The organism is Ensifer sp. PDNC004, assembly GCF_016919405.1.
Taxonomy (GTDB): Bacteria; Pseudomonadota; Alphaproteobacteria; order Rhizobiales; family Rhizobiaceae; genus Ensifer.
In genome coordinates this window covers 3,402,196-3,417,970 of sequence record NZ_CP070353.1, presented here as the reverse complement: position 1 = coordinate 3,417,970, position 15,775 = coordinate 3,402,196, and the positions used below count along the sequence as shown (strand labels likewise).

Genomic DNA, 15,775 nt, shown 5'->3' with positions numbered 1-15,775 from the left:
GGAATAGCGACTGGAGGGGTTAGTTCCAGGTACCTTACCGATACCCTCACCTAATCGAGGGTCGGCGGACACCCACAGGCACGTGCGACTTTGGGCAAGGGCGTAGGTAAGAAAAAAGCCCGTCGTAATCAAGAGTTTTTTCACAACCGCGGTTGAATTTTTTTCCAACCGGGCAAAACTGTCGATGTTCACAAATCCTGAACGACAACCGCCGGATCGATCACCGATCTAAAGCATTGAAAGAAGACTATTATTTCGAAAAGCCGGCGCCAACGGCGGAACCCGGCGCGATGACGCAAGCGACGGACAATCTGCCGCCGGCATCATCGACGCGGAAAGAGGCCTTCGCCGGCGAATCGGCGAAGCACGATTGAGAGCACGAAAGAAAGATCGCCATGGACACACTCACCCGTATCCGCGCCTTTATCGATGTCGTGGACGCCGAGGGGTTTTCGGCCGCCGCAAGGCGTGTCGGCAAGTCGAAGGCGCTGCTTTCCAAATATGTGCGCGAACTCGAGGATGAACTGGGTGCGCTGCTCCTCAACCGCACGACACGGCAATTCTCGCTGACCGAAGCCGGCCACACCTATTACCGCACCGCGTCGGAGATCCTGAAGGAGATCGACAATCTCGCCGACCTCGTGCGCGCCAACAATTCCGACCTTAAGGGACGGCTGCGCATCACCGCGCCGCGCACCTTCGTCGATGCGGAGATCGGCCAGTCGCTGGTCGATTTCGGCAAGCAGCATCCCGAACTCTCGCTCGAAATCATCTCCGACGACCGGTTCGTCGATCTGGTCGAGGAAGGCTTCGACGTCGCCATCCGCATCACCCGGCTCGAAGATTCGACGCTGATCGCCCGCAAGCTCGACGATTTCCAGGTGCTGATCTGCGCCGCCCCCGAATTCCTGGAAAAGGCTGGCCCGATCGCTCACCCGACGGACCTTTCCAAGCTGCCCTGCATTCTCGATACGAACGGCCGCTCCTATTCCAACTGGCGCTTCGTCGAGCCTGACGGTTCTGCCTTTACCGTGCCCGTCAGCGGCCCGATCGAGGTCAACAGCCCGCTTGCCGCCCTCAGGGCCACCGTCTCCGGCCTCGGCGTATCGATCATTCCGGATTTCATCGCCCGCCCGAAAGTCGCCACCGGCGAACTCGTAACGCTGTTCGACGATTTCCTGCCCCGCGACCGCGGCATCTATGCGATCTATCCGCATCGCCGCTACCTCCCGGCCAAGGTCAGGACCCTCGTCGACTTCCTGCACGCCTGGTTCCGCAAGCCGCGGTGATCGGTCACCTAAGCCTCAAAGTCCCAATTCTGTCCCATTTCCGGTACATTCCCGGAAACGAATCGCGGAGCGATCGCTCCAGCCGAAAGGATTGCCGCCACATGAGAACCAAATGCCTCGTCATGGCCGGCCTTGCCACCTTGGCTGCCCCGTCGCTGGCCTTTGCTCACCCGCATATCTTTGCGGAAGCGCGCCTCGAGGTGGTCTCCGACGACAAGGACGAGATCAGCGAACTCCGCAACGTCTGGCGCTTCGACGAACTGTTCTCCTCCAGCGTCGTGCTCGATTTCGACAAGAACTCGAACGCGACACTCGATCCGGACGAGCTGGCGGAAGTCGGCCAGACGGTGATGGAGTCCCTGTCCGAGTACAATTACTACACGACGATCCTCGACAACGGCAAAACCATCAAGGTCAACAAACCGGACCACATCACCGTCGACTACAAGGACGGGCAACTGCTGATGATGTTCGCGGTCAAGCCGGCCGAGCCGATGCCGCTCAAGGGCAAGCTCTCCTTCGGAGTCTACGATCCAACGATGTATACCGCGATGGACTTCGCGAACGACGATGACCTGACGGTCGTCGGCGACAAGATCAATGCCTGTGAGCACAAGGTCGTCCGCCCTGATCCCGACGAAGTTCTCGCCGAGAACAAGGACACCTTGACCGATGCCTTCTGGAGCGATCCGACGGGCACCGACATGTCGAAGCTCTTTGCAACCAGGATCGAGATCTCATGCTGAATACCCGCGGGATTGGACGCCTGGTCACGGCAGCGCTCATCGTCACGGCGCTCTCCGCAACGATCGCCGCGGCCCAGTCGCCCCTCGGCATCGGCACGGCCGAGCCGGCGTTCAAGACGACCGGTTTTCTCGGCGGTTTCTTCGCCTGGATCAACATGGAGCAGCAGGGCTTCTATCGGCTGATGACCAACGCGCTGAAGGGGATGCGTGAGAACCCCTGGCAGCTCTGGTCGCTGGTCGGCCTCTCCTTCACCTATGGCGTGCTGCATGCCGCTGGCCCCGGCCATGGCAAGGCGGTGATCTCCTCCTACATGATCGCCAACGAGACGGAGCTGAAGCGCGGCGTGCTGCTCTCCTTCCTCTCCTCGATCCTGCAGGGCGTGGTCGCGATCCTTTTGATCGGCGCCGTCTACCTCATCCTGCGCGGCTCATCGATCAGCATGACCAGCGCGACGCGCTGGCTGGAGATTGCGAGCTACGCACTGATCGCTGCCTTCGGCGGCTGGCTGCTCCTGCGCAAGCTGCGGTCGATGCTGCGTCCGGCTTCCGTGGCCGGCGGCGGGCAGGTCCATCTCGCGCACGATCACCATCACGATCATCACGATCATCATCACAGCCACCGTCATGAACACCACGGGCACAGCCATGGTCCGGGCGAGGTCTGCGCGAGCTGCGGCCATGGACACGCCCCCGATCCGTCGATGCTGAAGGGCGATCGTTTTGCGCTGCGCGAAGCCTGGTCGGCGGTCATCGCCGTCGGCCTGCGTCCCTGCTCCGGCGCGCTGATCGTGCTGTCCTTCGCACTCCTGAACGGGCTTTACCTCGGCGGCGTGCTTTCGGTCTTCGCCATGTCGATCGGCACGGCGATCACCGTCTCGATTCTCGCCACCATGGCCGTTACCGCCAAGGGCTTTGCGCTCCGTTATGCGGCAAACGGCGCGGCGGCTGCCCGGATCTCGAACGGTATCGAGATCGCCGGCGCTGTCCTTGTTCTGTTGCTGGGATTGGCGCTGCTCGGCGCGGCGCTACAGAGCTGACACAGACGGCCTGATCAGGCCGTCACAGTCCGCGCTTGCGCTGGTAGCGCGCGCGGAGCCAGAAGAGCAGGAAGAAGCCGAGAACGAAGATCACGCCGAAGGCGGCGGCAAGCCAGGGCGAGATATTCCCGAGCTTGAGCATGATGGACGGCAACACGAAGAAGCCGAGGCCGGCGACGACGAGAATGATCGCAGCGGCGATCGCCGGTGACTTTTCCTTGTTCTGCATGACTTCCCTGCTGTTGTCTGCTGCGGCCTGAGCAGCCGGCGCCTATTTCGACGCCTGCCGCTCCAGGTCCGAGCGTATATCTTCAAGCCGCCGCTTCTGGCGACCGTCTTCATCGAAATTATCAGCTGCAAGCCAGGTTTCGAATGCGGCATTGAGCAGCGGCCATTCGCTATCGATCATCGAAAACCAGGCCGTGTCGCGGTTGCCGCCCTTGGAAATCATGTGCTGCCGGAAAATGCCTTCGAAAGTGAAACCGAGGCGTGCCGCCGTCTGACGGCTGGCCATGTTGTCGCTGTTGCACTTCCATTCGTAGCGGCGGTAGCCCAGATCCTCAAAGACGTGTTTTGCCATCAGGTAGTGGACTTCGGTCGAAAGCGGCGACCGCGCCATGGCAGCGCCATGCGCCACGGAGCCGACCTCGACGACGCCATTGGCCGGATCGGGGCGCATGTAGTTGGCCATGCCGACGACAATGCCGGTTGCCTGGTCGCGGAACACTTCGGTGACCCAGCTGGACTTCTGCTGAGCCGCCGTCAGCCAGGCGTCGAAGTCTTCGATCCCGGCGAAGTCCGGCTGCGCGAAATACTTCAGCAGCGGATTGATCGCCATGCCGCCGAGGCCGTCCCAGAGATCCTGCAGATGCCGGTCGCGCTCATAGGGCTCAAGCTTGACGAAACGCCCTTCGAGCGCGACGCCCTTCGGCGCCGGGCACCCTTTCCAGTTCTTCAGGTCCTGCATCCGCCGCTCCTCCTTCATCCCTGCCCTTCGGCATAGGCCAGAGTGGCGGCCGACACAAATTCAAACTGGTGATGACCCCTGTTCGAACCGGTGATGAAACCATGCCGGCCGAACCGATCCCCTACGCGGTGGCCGGCACCTTGGCGGCCGAAACCGTCGCCTCGATGTGATCGACCAGCGCATCGGGAAGTCCGAGGCGGCCGGCGAGCAGGTCGAGATAGCCGCGCTCCGCACGGGTTTCCGGCTCGATCGTCAGGCGCGACGCGGTGTAGACCTCCACGCGCTCCTCTTCGGTCTTTGCCGCGCCGACAATCGCGTCGATATCGACCGGGTTGGCAAGCTCGCCCTCGAGGAAGCTGGCGGCATCGGCCGAGAGGCCCGATACCGACAGCTTGTCCATGATGTGCTGGCGCTCGGCATCGTCGATATGCCCATCGGCGCGCGAAGCGGCGATCATCGCGCGCACCAGCGTCAGCGCAAAATCATGGCTGACGGCTTCCGGCGCGGAGGCAAAACCGGAATCGGCCGGCGGCGGCAGAAGTTCCGGGTCGCCCTTGGCGACCGTTGCGCCGCCGGGCGTGTTGCCGGCCTGATAATTCTTGTAGGCCTGGTAACCGAGGCCGGCGATCGCCGCGAGGCCGCCGAGCACGGCGGCGTTGCCGGCCAGCTGGCGACCCGACTTGGTGCCGAGCAGAACAGCGGCGATGGCGCCGCTCGCCAGCGGATTGTCCTTGGCAAGCTGCGTCGCCTGGGTCGCGCGATCGCGCACCGTGCCGCCGGCACCGGGCACTTGCGATCCCAGAAACTGATCCAGCAATTTCTTCGCGTCGAACATCGGGTTTCGCTCCTTGTCGGTTCCGGGCGTGTGAAGACAAATGGGATGGCGCGCCGCCCGCGATCGCGCCGTCGAATGGAGTGAGACATAGGAACGTTGCAGCGGAAATACAAATTCGCGCGAGAGATGCGCCTCCAACAAAAAAGCCGGGCTCTCGCCCGGCTTTCGAAATCGGATCGTGCCTTTTGTTGCTCAGCCCTTGAGGGCAAAGGCTTCTGCCGCAAGCTTGGTGATGCCGGCCCAGTCGCCCTTGGCAACCAGTTCCTTCGGCGCAACCCAGGAGCCGCCGACACAAACGACGTTGGGCAGCGTCAGATAGTCGCGCGCATTGGCAAGGGAAATGCCGCCCGTCGGGCAGAAGAGCGTGCCGGCAAGCGGCGAGGACAGCGACTTGAGGTAGGCCGCACCGCCGGCCTGCTCGGCCGGGAAGAACTTCATGACGTCGTAGCCTTCTTCACGCAGACCCATGACTTCGCTCGCCGTCGCCGCACCCGGCAAAAGCGGCACCTCGTGGTCGTTGGCCACATCGATCAGTTCCTGCGTCGTGCCGGGGCTGACGATGAACTTCGAGCCGGCTTCGACCGCGGCTTCGAACTGGGCGGCGTTGAGGATCGTACCGGCGCCGGCAACGGCACCTTCCACTTCGTTGGCAACGGCGCTGATCGCTTCGAGCGCTGCCGGCGTGCGCAGCGTGATTTCGATCGCCTTCAAACCGCCGGCGACCAGGGCGCGCGCCAGGGGCACAGCAGTGGCGACGTCATCGATGACGAGAACCGGCACGACCGGCTGCAATTTGAGGATGGAAAGAAGCCTGTCGGATTTCGCGCTCATGCCGATCGTCCTTTTTAAAACGATTGAATATGCCCTCCGCATACTCCCCCGGCCACCGGTTGTCGAGACCCAAGGCGGCGGGAGCGCGGCTTTCGCATGTAAGGCAACGGTAATATGCAACTTGCGACAAAGAGATGACTTGAGCCTTTGCGTGAAAGCGATAGGTTGAAGGCCGCGGGCCCTCGAAATGGCGGATTTTCCATGGCGAAGGAAATAGAGCGCAAGTTTCTGGTCGCTTCCGATGGGTGGCGAGAGCGTGCGGACAAGGGCATTGACCTCAGGCAGGCCTATGTCGTGACCATGGACGACCGCTCGCTGCGCGTGCGCATCCACGGCGACAAATGGGCGCGGCTGACCATCAAGATCGGCAAGTCGGCACTGGTCAGAAACGAATACGAGTACGACCTGCCGATGGACGATGCCCGCGAGATGCTGACCCAGGCGGTCGGGATCGTTATCGAGAAACGTCGCTACCGCGTGCCGCACAAGGGCTTTACCTGGGAAGTGGACGTCTACGAAGGCGCGCTCAAGGGCCTCGTCGTTGCGGAAGTGGAAATGAAGCGCGAGACCGACATGCCGGCGCTGCCCGATTGGGTCGGGCAGGAGATTACCGGCGATCGCCGCTACTCCAACCAGTCCCTCGCCACCGAAGGACTGACGGAACCGCAACCATGACTTACGCCTTCGAACCTGGACGGCCTTTTTCTGAAGACTTCCGCACGATCGCCGCCGAACAGCTCACACAGGCGGTGATGACGCTCGAGGATCGGCCTGACGGGGTGCACGAGGCGATCCATGACGCCCGCAAGAATTTCAAACGCCTGCGCTCGCTGTACCGTCTCGTCGCAGCGGACGTGCCGCTTTTTCAGAAGCATGAAAATGCGCGCATCTGCGACATGGCCCGCAACCTCTCAACCGTTCGGGACGCGGCCGCACTGGTCGAGAACGCCCATTACCTCAAGGCAGCCGCGTGCAACGAGGAGGAAGAACGGGCGCTCGACCATGTCTGCGAGCGGCTGACGACCCGCCGGGACCGCATCACCGCAAGCGCGACCGATATCGAGGACCGCGTGGCAGCCACCATCGTGCGCTGCGAGCAGGCACTGCAGGCCCTCAGCCAAGTGACATTCGACGATCGACGCCGCAAGACCGCAGACCGGCTGACGAAGGGATGGCGGCGCACTCTGAGGCGGGCCAAGCGCGCCAGGCAGGCATGCAGCGAGACTTCGGAAGCCCCGGCGTTCCACGAGCTGCGAAAGCGGGCGCAGGACTACCGCATGCATCTCGGCCTGATGCACGCGGTCTGGCCTTCCGCCCTGCAGGCCAAGCGTACCGAGGCTAAAGCGCTGGTCGACACGCTCGGGCACCTCAACGATCTCGCGGTCATGACCCAGTTGATCAACGAGGATCCGGGGCTTGCCGGTAACAGTCAGGATCAGGCCCACCTCATCGCGGCCGTCATCGACCGACAGGGAAGCTTGCGCAAGCACGCTCTTGATCTCGCCGCCGAGGTCTTCCAGGAGGAACCGGACGACGAAAGCCGAACGATCCGGTTGCTCTGGCTCGACGCCGCGCGCTGATGTTTCGGCGAAATTTCGGCGGGCGGACCGACTGTCCGCGCCGCGACAGAGTGCCCCTGGGCCCCGCCGCGATTGCGCTTGCGGCGCGAAAGCTGTATTTGCACCGGCCATGACCGACATTTTCACGACCCCGCGCCCTGAGCCCCATGGTGAGACGCATGGCCAGTTTCTGGTGGCCGCGCTCTATCATTTCGCACGCTTCCCGCGTTTCGCCGATTTTCGCGAACCGCTGCAGGCCGTCTGCGACGAAAACGGCGTCAAGGGAACGCTGCTTCTGGCGCATGAAGGCATCAACGGCACGATCGCCGGCACGGATGCCGGCATCGCCGCGGTGCTCTCCTTCCTGCGCGCGCAGCCCGAATTCGGCGCACTGGAGCACAAGGAAAGCCGTGCATCGTCCATGCCGTTCCTGCGCATGAAGGTGCGGTTGAAGAAGGAAATCGTCACCATGGGCGTCGAGGATATCGACCCCAACAAGATCGTCGGCACCTATGTCGATCCGAAGGATTGGAACGCGCTGATCTCCGACCCCGAGACGATCGTCATCGACACGCGCAACGACTACGAGACGGCGATCGGCATCTTCAAGGGTGCGGTCGATCCGCAGACCAAGACCTTCCGCGAGTTTCCGGACTGGGTGCGCAACCACACCGGCCTGCACAACAAGCCGAAGATCGCCATGTACTGCACCGGCGGCATCCGCTGCGAGAAGGCGACCGCCTTCATGAAGGAACAGGGCTTCGACGAGGTGTACCACCTCAAGGGCGGCATCCTGAAATATCTCGAGGAAGTTCCGCAGGAAGAAAGCCTGTGGGAAGGCGCCTGCTTCGTCTTCGACGACCGCGTCTCCGTCACCCATGGCCTAGAGGAAGGCGAGCACACGCTCTGCCACGCCTGCCGCCAGCCGTTGACCAAGGCGGACTTGGCTTCACCACACCACGAGGACGGCGTCGCCTGCATTCATTGCCACGAGGTCCGCACCGACGAGGACCGCGAACGCTACCGCCAGCGCCAGAAGCAGATCGAGCTGGCCAGGAAGCGTGGCGAACGCCACCTCGGCAGCTGATATCCGCTTGGGCGTCCACCTTTCGCTGGCGCGAGAGGGAAGCGCACCTCATCCGCCTGCCGGCACCTTCTCCCCGCAAGCGGGGCGAAGGGACTTGCGGCATCGCTCCAGCCCACAAAACGAACCCCACCTTGCGCCTGCGACTTGCAGGCGGTCCGCGAGTACCGAGAGCTCCGGTCCGCGGCGCCCAAGCGTGGCAGGTCCCCTCGCCCCGCTTGCGGGGAGAGGGTGAGGGGCGGTTTCACTCGCGAACGCAGTCAACCCGGCAACGCTTCGCATTCCTCAAGCGCCAACGCGCTGCGGTCCCATTCATGGCGGCTACGGGTAAAAATCGCGTCGGTCGGGCGAAACACCGAGGGGTCGTCGAGCGTGCCGGCATAGATCGACACACGCGGATCATCCGGCGGACCTGAGCCGTATACCTGGCTGCCGCAGGTCTCGCAAAAATAGCGGATCGAGGGATTGCCGTTTTCGGCGCGCGTCTCGTAGCCGCGGCCTGTACCCGACATCGTCACATCGGCGCGGTCGAAGATCATATAGCAGCAATGGCCGGTCCCGGTCGTACGCTGGCAGTCGCGACAATGGCAGAAGCCGGAAAAGAGAGGCTGAGCCTTCAGCTCGTACCGGATCGCACCGCAGAGACATCCGCCCTTCATGACACTCATGGTTCGTCCTCCTCGAAGTGCCAGGAGGATAGCCATGCAAGTCATGCGGTCAAAGAAAAACCGCGCGCCGGGGTGCGGCGCGCGGTCGATGGTTCGCTTAGGCGAGATGCTTACCAGCTCGGGATCAGCGCGCCCTTGAAGGTGTCGTTGATGAAGGCACGCACCTTTTCGTCGTGGTAGGATTCGACCAGCGTCTTCACCCACGGCGCATCCTTGTCGGCCTTGCGCACGGCAATGACGTTGGCGTAGGGCGACTTTTCGCCTTCAATCGCAATTGCGTCCTTCTTTGGATGCAGGCCGGCTTCCATCGCGTAGTTGGTGTTGATCACGGCCGCGTCGACGTCCTGCAGCGAGCGCGGCAGCTGGGCGGCGTCGAGCTCGGCAAACGTGATGTTCTTCGGGTTTTCGGTGATATCGGCCGGCGTGACCTTGAGGCCAGCTTCTTCCTTGACCTTGATCAGGCCCTTGGACGCGAGAACGAGCAGCGCGCGGCCGCCATTGGTCGGGTCGTTCGGGATCGCGATCGTGGCGCCGTCCTTGATCTCGTCGAGGCTCTTCACCTTCTGCGAATAGACGCCCATCGGGGTGGTGATGGTGGTGCCGACGCTGACGATGTCGAAGCCGCGATCGGCGATCTGGTTGTCGAGATAGGGCTGGTGCTGGAACGAGTTGGCGTTGAGGTCGCCGTCAGCCAGAGCCTGGTTCGGAACGACGTAGTCGGAGAATTCGAGGATCTCGATGTCGAGGCCCTTGGGAGCTGCGACTTCCTTCACCTTCTCCATGATCTGGGCGTGTTCGCCCGGCGTGACGCCGACCTTGATGGTCTCGGCGAATGCCGCGCCGGCGGAAAGAGCGGCAATCGCTGCCGCGATGATAAGCTTCTTCATGGTGGTCTCCTTGTTCACGTTTAAGCCTTGGGAGGAAATCAGGTCTTGCGGTTCTTCTTGTCGAAGCGTCGCGCGAGGCCATCGCCGGCGCTCTGGACGAGCTGCACCAGCACGATCAGCACGATGACGACGACGAGCATCACGTCGGGCATGAAACGCTGGTAGCCGTAGCGGATGCCGAGGTCGCCAAGCCCGCCGCCGCCGACGGCGCCGACCATCGCCGAATAGCCGATGAGGCTGACGGCGGTCATGGTGAGCGCCAGGGTCAGCGCCGGCCGCGCTTCGGCGAGCAGCACCTTGAAGACGATCTGCATCGGGGTCGCGCCCATGGCGCGCGCCGCCTCGATCAGCCCCTTGTCGATTTCGCGGATCGCCGCTTCCACCAGCCGCGCGACAAAGGGAATGGTGGCAATCGTCAAGGGCACAATCGCAGCCTTCGTACCGATGGAGGTGCCGGTGAGCAGTCGCGTAAACGGAATGATGGCAACGACGAGGATGATGAACGGCGTCGAGCGCGTGGCGTTGACGATCAGCCCGACGATGCGGTTGAGCGTCGGCGCCGGGAAGAGCTCGCCCTTGCCGCTGGTGGCGAGAAAGATGCCGATCGGCCCACCGATCAGCGAACCGATCAGGCCGGCGATGGCGACCATGTAAATCGTGTCGACGGTGGCGCCGCCGATGCGCAGGAGAATATCAGGCGACATAACCGAGCACCTCCGTAACCAGACCGTTTTCGACAAAGAAGCGTTCGGCACGGCCGGACGTCTCGGTATCCGCGCCATAGGCGACGACCAGCGAGCCATAGGGCGCGCCGCCGATCTCGTCGATCGTGCCGGCTATGATGTTGACCTCGGCGCCGACCGATTTGATCAGCTGCGAGATCAGCGGCTTTTCGGCCGCAGCCCCGAAGAAGGTGAGCCGCACGACGGCGCGATCGCCGGCCGCCGGTGCAGGCTTCAGCGCGCGGGCGACCGCGTCTGGAAGCTTCGAGCCCGGCAGGCCCGAAAGCAGCGCCCGCGTCGTCTCGTGCTTCGGATGGGTGAAGACATCGAAGGTGTGGCCACGCTCGACGATGCGGCCGTGATCGATGACGGCAACATCCGAAGTTACCGCCTTCACCACTTCCATCTCGTGGGTGATGAGCAGCACCGTCAGGCCGAGATCGGCATTGATGCGCTTCAAAAGCTCCAGGATCGACTGGGTCGTCTCCGGATCGAGCGCCGAGGTCGCCTCGTCGGAGAGCAGGAGCTTCGGCTCGGTCGCAAGCGCGCGGGCGATGCCGATGCGCTGTTTCTGGCCGCCTGAAAGTTCGGCCGGATAGCGCCCGTGCTTGTCGGCGAGACCGACGAGATCGAGCAGCGGCCGAACGCGCTGTTCGATCGCGCGCTTGTCCATGCCGGATATTTCGAGCGGCAGCGCGACGTTTCCGAACACGGTGCGCGAGGACAGCAGGTTGAAGTGCTGGAAGATCATGCCGACGGAGCGGCGAAGGCTGCGCAGCGCCGCCTCGTCGAGCCCGCCGACATCGACGCCGTCGACCAGCACCTTGCCGCCCGTCGGCTTTTCGAGCCCGTTGACGAGCCGGATCAGCGTCGACTTGCCAGCGCCGGAGCGGCCGATGATGCCGGTGATCGAGCCACGATCGACCGTCAACGAGACCTTGTCGAGCGCAGTGAAGGCGCCGCTGGTGCCGGAAGCGGGGAAATGCTTGGAAACGCCGTCGAAGACGACGGCCGCGTCAGCCGATGGCGCGGTGTTTTGGGCGGAAACGCTCATCGTTCGGAAATCCCCGAATGAGGCGCAGTCGGAATGTGCGGGTACATAAGTGCTCTCGGATGTTCAAAACTCATGATCCCGGGCCTGGCCGGGATGGAACGCGCGTCTGGTCAGGCCGACATTCGACAACGCATTCGGAACAGGGAGCACTTCTCTAACATCAAGCAACCAGTCAGTTCAACTTTGGCGCCGCATGGCCCGCACGCGACATAATCTACGGCTCTTATGGAGAATTGCCGCGCCCTTTCACAGGCATGATTTTCCTGATTATGGCAAACAGCGGCAAAACCATGCTCTTTTGCGTGGCAGGGCACCGTCATCCCGCAAATCGCCATCTTGGATATCCTTGTTCGGGCGGACTGTGCCCGACCGCATTTCATGCTAACGGGCAGGAACAGGATTACGAGGTGAGAAATGCGCATCGTCTTGACCGGAAGTTCCGGCCGCATCGGCAGAGCGATCTACAACGCGCTCGCCGCCGCCGACCATGACGTCATCGGCATCGACCGTGCCCCGTTCGGCACCACGGCCATCGTCGGCGACTTCGTCGATGGCGAACTGCTGGAGCGCGCGATGGAAGGGGCGGACGCCGTGATCCATACGGCTGCCCTGCACGCGCCGCATGTGGATGCGGTTGCCGATCAGGAATTCGAGCGCGTCAACGTGATGGGCACCCATCTGGTGATCGCCGCAGCGCAGGCCGCCGGTGTCGGCCGCATCGTCTTTACCAGCACGACGGCACTCTACGGCCACGCGGTCACGGAAGGCGGTTGCGCCTGGATCACCGAGGAGACGCCGCCGAAGCCGCACACCATCTACCACCACACCAAGCTTGCGGCCGAAGCCCTGCTCGAAAACGCGGCGGATCGTGCTTTGCATGTGCGGGTGCTGCGCATGTCGCGCTGTTTCCCGGAGGCCGCCGATCGTATCGCAAGCTACCGCCTGCACCGCGGCATCGATGCGCGCGACGTGGCTGCCGCGCATGTGGCAGCACTCGACAATGGCGGCCCGGCTTTTCAGCGCTACATCATCTCGGGCGAAACGCCGTTCCTTCCAACGGATTGCCGCCGGCTGGCGGAGGATGCCGCGGGGCTCCTGCGTGAGCGTGCGCCAAAACTGTCGCAGGCCTTTGCCGATCGCGACTGGTCGCTGCCCGCCACCATCGACAGGGTCTACGACCCGAGTGCTGCGATCGAAAAACTCGACTGGAAGCCGCGTTACGGCTTCAAGGAAGTGCTGGCCCAACTCGACCGACAGAGCCTGGAAGTCCTGCCGGTCTGGCGGTGAATTGACCGAGCCGCACCGAAGCGTTGCGAGCCGGTGAGCCCGCCCGCTTGAGCGTCAGACGTGGTTGCCCTTCGGAAACTGTTCGGCCAGCGCCTGGTACCACTGACCGCTCTTCTTGATGGTGCGGACCTGGGTGTCGTAGTCGACATGCACGATGCCGAAACGCATCTTGTAGCCCTCGGCCCATTCGAAATTGTCCATCAGGCTCCAGGCGAAATATCCGCGCATCGGATACCCCTCGGCGATCAGATCCGCCGTCACCGACAAGTGGTCGGCGATGTAGTCGAGTCGCGGCTGGTCGTCGACGATGCCGTTCTCGACGCCCATGTTGTAGCAGGCACCGTTCTCGGTGATGTAGCAGTCCGGCAGCTCGTATTTTGCGTTCAGCGTCTTGACCAGGCTGCCGAGCGCGGGAGCGTAAACCTCCCAACCGATATCCGTCTTTGTCTCGCTCACCGGCTTTGCATTGATGGTTGCCGGGTATTCTGCGTCCTTGGCCGGATCGTCGCTCACCCGCATCGGCGTGTAGTAGTTGAGCCCCCACCAGTCGAGCGGCCGCGAGATCGTCTCCATGTCACCGTCTTCGATCGCTGGCATGCGGTGCCCGAGCGCACTCATGAAACTCTCGGGGTACGCCCCCCCAAAGATCGGGCCGAAGAAGACGCCGTTGTGGAAGTCGAAGGCGCGGTCGGCGGCTTTCTTGTCGGCCGCGCTTTCGCTGCCCGGATAGACCGAATGCGCGTTGATGACGATGCCCGTCGGCAGGTTCGGCCGCTCGGAGCGGATGGCGTCGACGCCGAGTCCGTGCGCCAGATTGGTGAAGTGCAGCGCATGCAGGGCTGCATCCATGTTGCGCTCGCCCGGCGCATGGATGCCGTAGAGATGGCTGAGCCACACCGAGCACCAGGGCTCGTTGAAGGTCGCGACCGCATCGAGCCGGTCGCCGAGCCGGGCGATCACCGTCTTGGCGTAGCGCTGGAAGGCATAGGCCGTCGTGCGTGCCGTCCAGCCGCCATCGCCCATCAGCGCCAGCGGCAGGTCCCAATGGTAAAGTGTGGCGAAGGCCTTGATGTTGCGGGCCTTGAGGCCGTCGACGAGACGGTCGTAGAAATCGAGACCCTTTTCGTTGATCGGACCGGTACCCTCAGGAATGATGCGCGGCCAGGCGATCGAGAAACGGTATGCGTCAACGCCGAGGCTCTTGATCAGGTCCAGATCTTCTTCCAGCCGGTTGTAGTGGTCGCAGGCGACATCGCCGTTGTGACGCCCGAAGACACGGCCCGGCATGTTCGAAAAGGCATCCCAGATCGACGGCTTGCGCCCGTCAGCCTTGGTCGCGCCTTCGATCTGGAAGGAGGCGGTCGCCACCCCGAATACGAAATCGCCCGGAAAGCGCTCTGCCAGGATCTTGGGATCGGTCATCTCTTTGTCTCGTCTCGTTCCGACCCCGCTGTCAGCGGGACCTTGTCTTTCGGTTTGTAGAGGGCCGACCTAAAACGATGCCGGCAAATGTCAACTCGCGAAAAAGGGCGGGAAAGCCCCGCCCCTGCGCCGGTATTGGCCTGTGGCTATACCTTTACCCACGCCCCGTCTCGTTTGGATGACTGGACGCAGGCATCGACGAAGACCATGCCCTTCATGCCGTCGTCGATGGTCGGATAGGTGACGGCCGGATCGATCTTCTCGCCCTTGCGCTTGGCAAATATGGCGCGCGCCGCCTCCGTGTAGATGTTGGCGAAGCCTTCGAGATAACCTTCCGGATGGCCCGACGGAATGCGGCTGACGCGGTTGGCTGCAGCCCCCGCACCGGCACCCGCGCGCGTGAGCAGGCGCTTCGGCTCGCCGAACGGCGTGTACCAGAGATAGTTCGGGTCCTTCTGCGTCCATTCGAGCCCGCCCTTGGTGCCGTAGACGCGCACCATCAGACCGTTCTCGTGGCCGGGCGCCACCTGGCTGCACCAGAGCAGGCCCTTGGCGCGCTCGCCGTCCTTCGCCTTGAAGCGCATCATCACATGGGCATTGTCATCGAGCTGGCGGCCGCCAACGAAGCTGTCGAGATCGGCAGCGAGCTCTTCGAGTTCGAGACCCGAGACGAAGGCACCGAGATTATAGGCGTGCGTGCCGATATCACCGGTCGACCCGCCGGCGCCGGAGCGGGCCGGATCGGTGCGCCAGGCGGCCTGCTTCTGGCCGGACTGTTCGATGTTTTCCGTCAGCCAGTCCTGCGGATACTCCATCTGCACCAAGCGCACCGCACCGATCTCGCCATTGGCGACCATCTCGCGCGCCTGGCGAACCATCGGGTAGCCGGTGTAATTGTGCGTCAGCACGAACAGCGCGTCGCTCTCGTCCGCCGCCTTTTTCAGCTTCTTGGCATCGCCAAGCGTCGAGGTCAGCGGCTTGTCGCAGATCACGTGAATGCCGCGCTTCAGGAATTCCTTGGCCGCGGCATAATGCACGTGGTTCGGCGTGACGATCGCCACCGCCTCGATGCCATCCTTCAGCTTCGCCTCACGGATCGCCATCTGCTTGAAGTCGGAATAGACACGCGACGGATCGAGCCCAAGCTCGCGGCCGGAGCTTTCCGCCTTTTCCGGCGTCGACGACAGTGCGCCAGCCACCAGTTCGTAGTGGTCGTCGAGCCGGGCTGCGATACGGTGCACCGCACCGATGAAGGCGCCGGAGCCGCCGCCCACCATGCCGAGCCGGATGCGACGCTCGCGCTTCTCGCTCGTTCCTTCGATTGCCATGGTCTTCTCCCCTGTTTCCGTTCCGTGTCGTTTGTTCGTTTCGCAGATACCCGCGCCGT

At 63.1% G+C, this 15,775-nt stretch carries 17 protein-coding genes; 7 read left to right on the top strand and 10 right to left on the bottom strand.

What is annotated here, in order from left to right:
- Nucleotides 1–395: 395 nt before the first annotated feature.
- From JVX98_RS24725 to JVX98_RS24715, 3 genes are all read left to right on the top strand, one after another.
- Entirely contained in the window at nucleotides 396–1,289 is an 894-nt protein-coding gene (locus tag JVX98_RS24725; protein ID WP_043619535.1) for a LysR family transcriptional regulator, read from the top strand.
- A gap of 101 nt (nucleotides 1,290–1,390) precedes the next feature.
- A complete protein-coding gene (locus tag JVX98_RS24720) occupies nucleotides 1,391–2,035 on the top strand; it encodes a DUF1007 family protein (protein ID WP_192450802.1) in 645 nt (214 codons plus the stop codon).
- Nucleotides 2,029–3,072, top strand: a complete 1,044-nt coding sequence (locus JVX98_RS24715) for a nickel/cobalt transporter (protein WP_205237727.1) — start codon at nucleotides 2,029–2,031, stop codon at nucleotides 3,070–3,072. The genes JVX98_RS24720 and JVX98_RS24715 overlap by 7 nt, the downstream gene beginning before the upstream one ends.
- A 22-nt stretch (nucleotides 3,073–3,094) precedes the next feature.
- Here JVX98_RS24715 and JVX98_RS24710 read toward each other — a convergent pair whose 3' ends face one another.
- From JVX98_RS24710 to JVX98_RS24695, 4 genes are all read right to left on the bottom strand, one after another.
- A complete protein-coding gene (locus tag JVX98_RS24710; protein ID WP_205237726.1) occupies nucleotides 3,095–3,301 on the bottom strand; it encodes a hypothetical protein in 207 nt (68 codons plus the stop codon).
- A gap of 42 nt (nucleotides 3,302–3,343) precedes the next feature.
- Nucleotides 3,344–4,039, bottom strand: a complete 696-nt coding sequence (locus JVX98_RS24705; protein ID WP_205237725.1) for a GNAT family N-acetyltransferase — start codon at nucleotides 4,037–4,039, stop codon at nucleotides 3,344–3,346.
- A gap of 121 nt (nucleotides 4,040–4,160) precedes the next feature.
- A complete protein-coding gene (locus tag JVX98_RS24700; RefSeq protein ID WP_043619545.1) occupies nucleotides 4,161–4,874 on the bottom strand; it encodes a tellurite resistance TerB family protein in 714 nt (237 codons plus the stop codon).
- Between the two features lie 192 nt (nucleotides 4,875–5,066).
- The gene (locus JVX98_RS24695; protein ID WP_192450806.1) at nucleotides 5,067–5,705 is read right to left on the bottom strand and encodes a 2-dehydro-3-deoxy-phosphogluconate aldolase; all 639 of its coding nucleotides are present in this window, start codon (nucleotides 5,703–5,705) and stop codon (nucleotides 5,067–5,069) included.
- Nucleotides 5,706–5,906: 201 nt separating this feature from the next.
- On the opposite strand from JVX98_RS24695, the gene JVX98_RS24690 reads away from it, so the two are divergent.
- From JVX98_RS24690 to JVX98_RS24680, 3 genes are all read left to right on the top strand, one after another.
- Nucleotides 5,907–6,380: a CYTH domain-containing protein gene (locus tag JVX98_RS24690; RefSeq protein ID WP_205237724.1), complete on the top strand. Its 474-nt coding sequence runs from the start codon at nucleotides 5,907–5,909 to the stop codon at nucleotides 6,378–6,380.
- Complete coding sequence (locus JVX98_RS24685; RefSeq protein ID WP_205237716.1) at nucleotides 6,377–7,285, top strand: CHAD domain-containing protein; 909 nt, start codon at nucleotides 6,377–6,379, stop codon at nucleotides 7,283–7,285. The genes JVX98_RS24690 and JVX98_RS24685 overlap by 4 nt, the downstream gene beginning before the upstream one ends.
- A 109-nt stretch (nucleotides 7,286–7,394) precedes the next feature.
- Nucleotides 7,395–8,351, top strand: coding sequence for a rhodanese-related sulfurtransferase (locus JVX98_RS24680; RefSeq protein ID WP_205237714.1), 957 nt, complete (start codon nucleotides 7,395–7,397; stop codon nucleotides 8,349–8,351).
- Nucleotides 8,352–8,608: 257 nt separating this feature from the next.
- Here JVX98_RS24680 and JVX98_RS24675 read toward each other — a convergent pair whose 3' ends face one another.
- The 4 genes from JVX98_RS24675 to JVX98_RS24660 all read right to left on the bottom strand — a co-directional run bounded on the left by JVX98_RS24675 (nucleotide 8,609) and on the right by JVX98_RS24660 (nucleotide 11,679).
- Nucleotides 8,609–9,016 carry a GFA family protein gene (locus JVX98_RS24675; RefSeq protein ID WP_246764947.1) on the bottom strand — a complete coding sequence of 136 codons (408 nt, stop codon included), beginning with the start codon at nucleotides 9,014–9,016 and terminating at the stop codon, nucleotides 8,609–8,611.
- Between the two features lie 110 nt (nucleotides 9,017–9,126).
- Nucleotides 9,127–9,903 carry a MetQ/NlpA family ABC transporter substrate-binding protein gene (locus JVX98_RS24670; protein ID WP_205237713.1) on the bottom strand — a complete coding sequence of 259 codons (777 nt, stop codon included), beginning with the start codon at nucleotides 9,901–9,903 and terminating at the stop codon, nucleotides 9,127–9,129.
- 38 nt (nucleotides 9,904–9,941) lie between these two features.
- A complete protein-coding gene (locus JVX98_RS24665) occupies nucleotides 9,942–10,607 on the bottom strand; it encodes a methionine ABC transporter permease (protein ID WP_192450810.1) in 666 nt (221 codons plus the stop codon).
- Nucleotides 10,597–11,679, bottom strand: a complete 1,083-nt coding sequence (locus JVX98_RS24660) for a methionine ABC transporter ATP-binding protein (RefSeq protein WP_205237712.1) — start codon at nucleotides 11,677–11,679, stop codon at nucleotides 10,597–10,599. Before JVX98_RS24660 ends, JVX98_RS24665 begins: the two co-directional genes overlap by 11 nt.
- 414 nt (nucleotides 11,680–12,093) lie before the next feature.
- On the opposite strand from JVX98_RS24660, the gene JVX98_RS24655 reads away from it, so the two are divergent.
- Complete coding sequence (locus JVX98_RS24655) at nucleotides 12,094–12,966, top strand: NAD(P)-dependent oxidoreductase (RefSeq protein ID WP_205237711.1); 873 nt, start codon at nucleotides 12,094–12,096, stop codon at nucleotides 12,964–12,966.
- Nucleotides 12,967–13,020: 54 nt separating this feature from the next.
- On the opposite strand, the gene JVX98_RS24650 is transcribed toward JVX98_RS24655, so the two are convergent.
- Both JVX98_RS24650 and JVX98_RS24645 read right to left on the bottom strand, forming a co-directional pair.
- Nucleotides 13,021–14,388, bottom strand: a complete 1,368-nt coding sequence (locus tag JVX98_RS24650) for a GH1 family beta-glucosidase (RefSeq protein ID WP_205237710.1) — start codon at nucleotides 14,386–14,388, stop codon at nucleotides 13,021–13,023.
- Nucleotides 14,389–14,534: 146 nt separating this feature from the next.
- Nucleotides 14,535–15,716 (bottom strand): Gfo/Idh/MocA family protein, encoded by a 1,182-nt coding sequence (locus JVX98_RS24645; protein ID WP_205237709.1) that lies wholly within the window; start codon nucleotides 15,714–15,716, stop codon nucleotides 14,535–14,537.
- Nucleotides 15,717–15,775 lie beyond the last annotated feature (59 nt).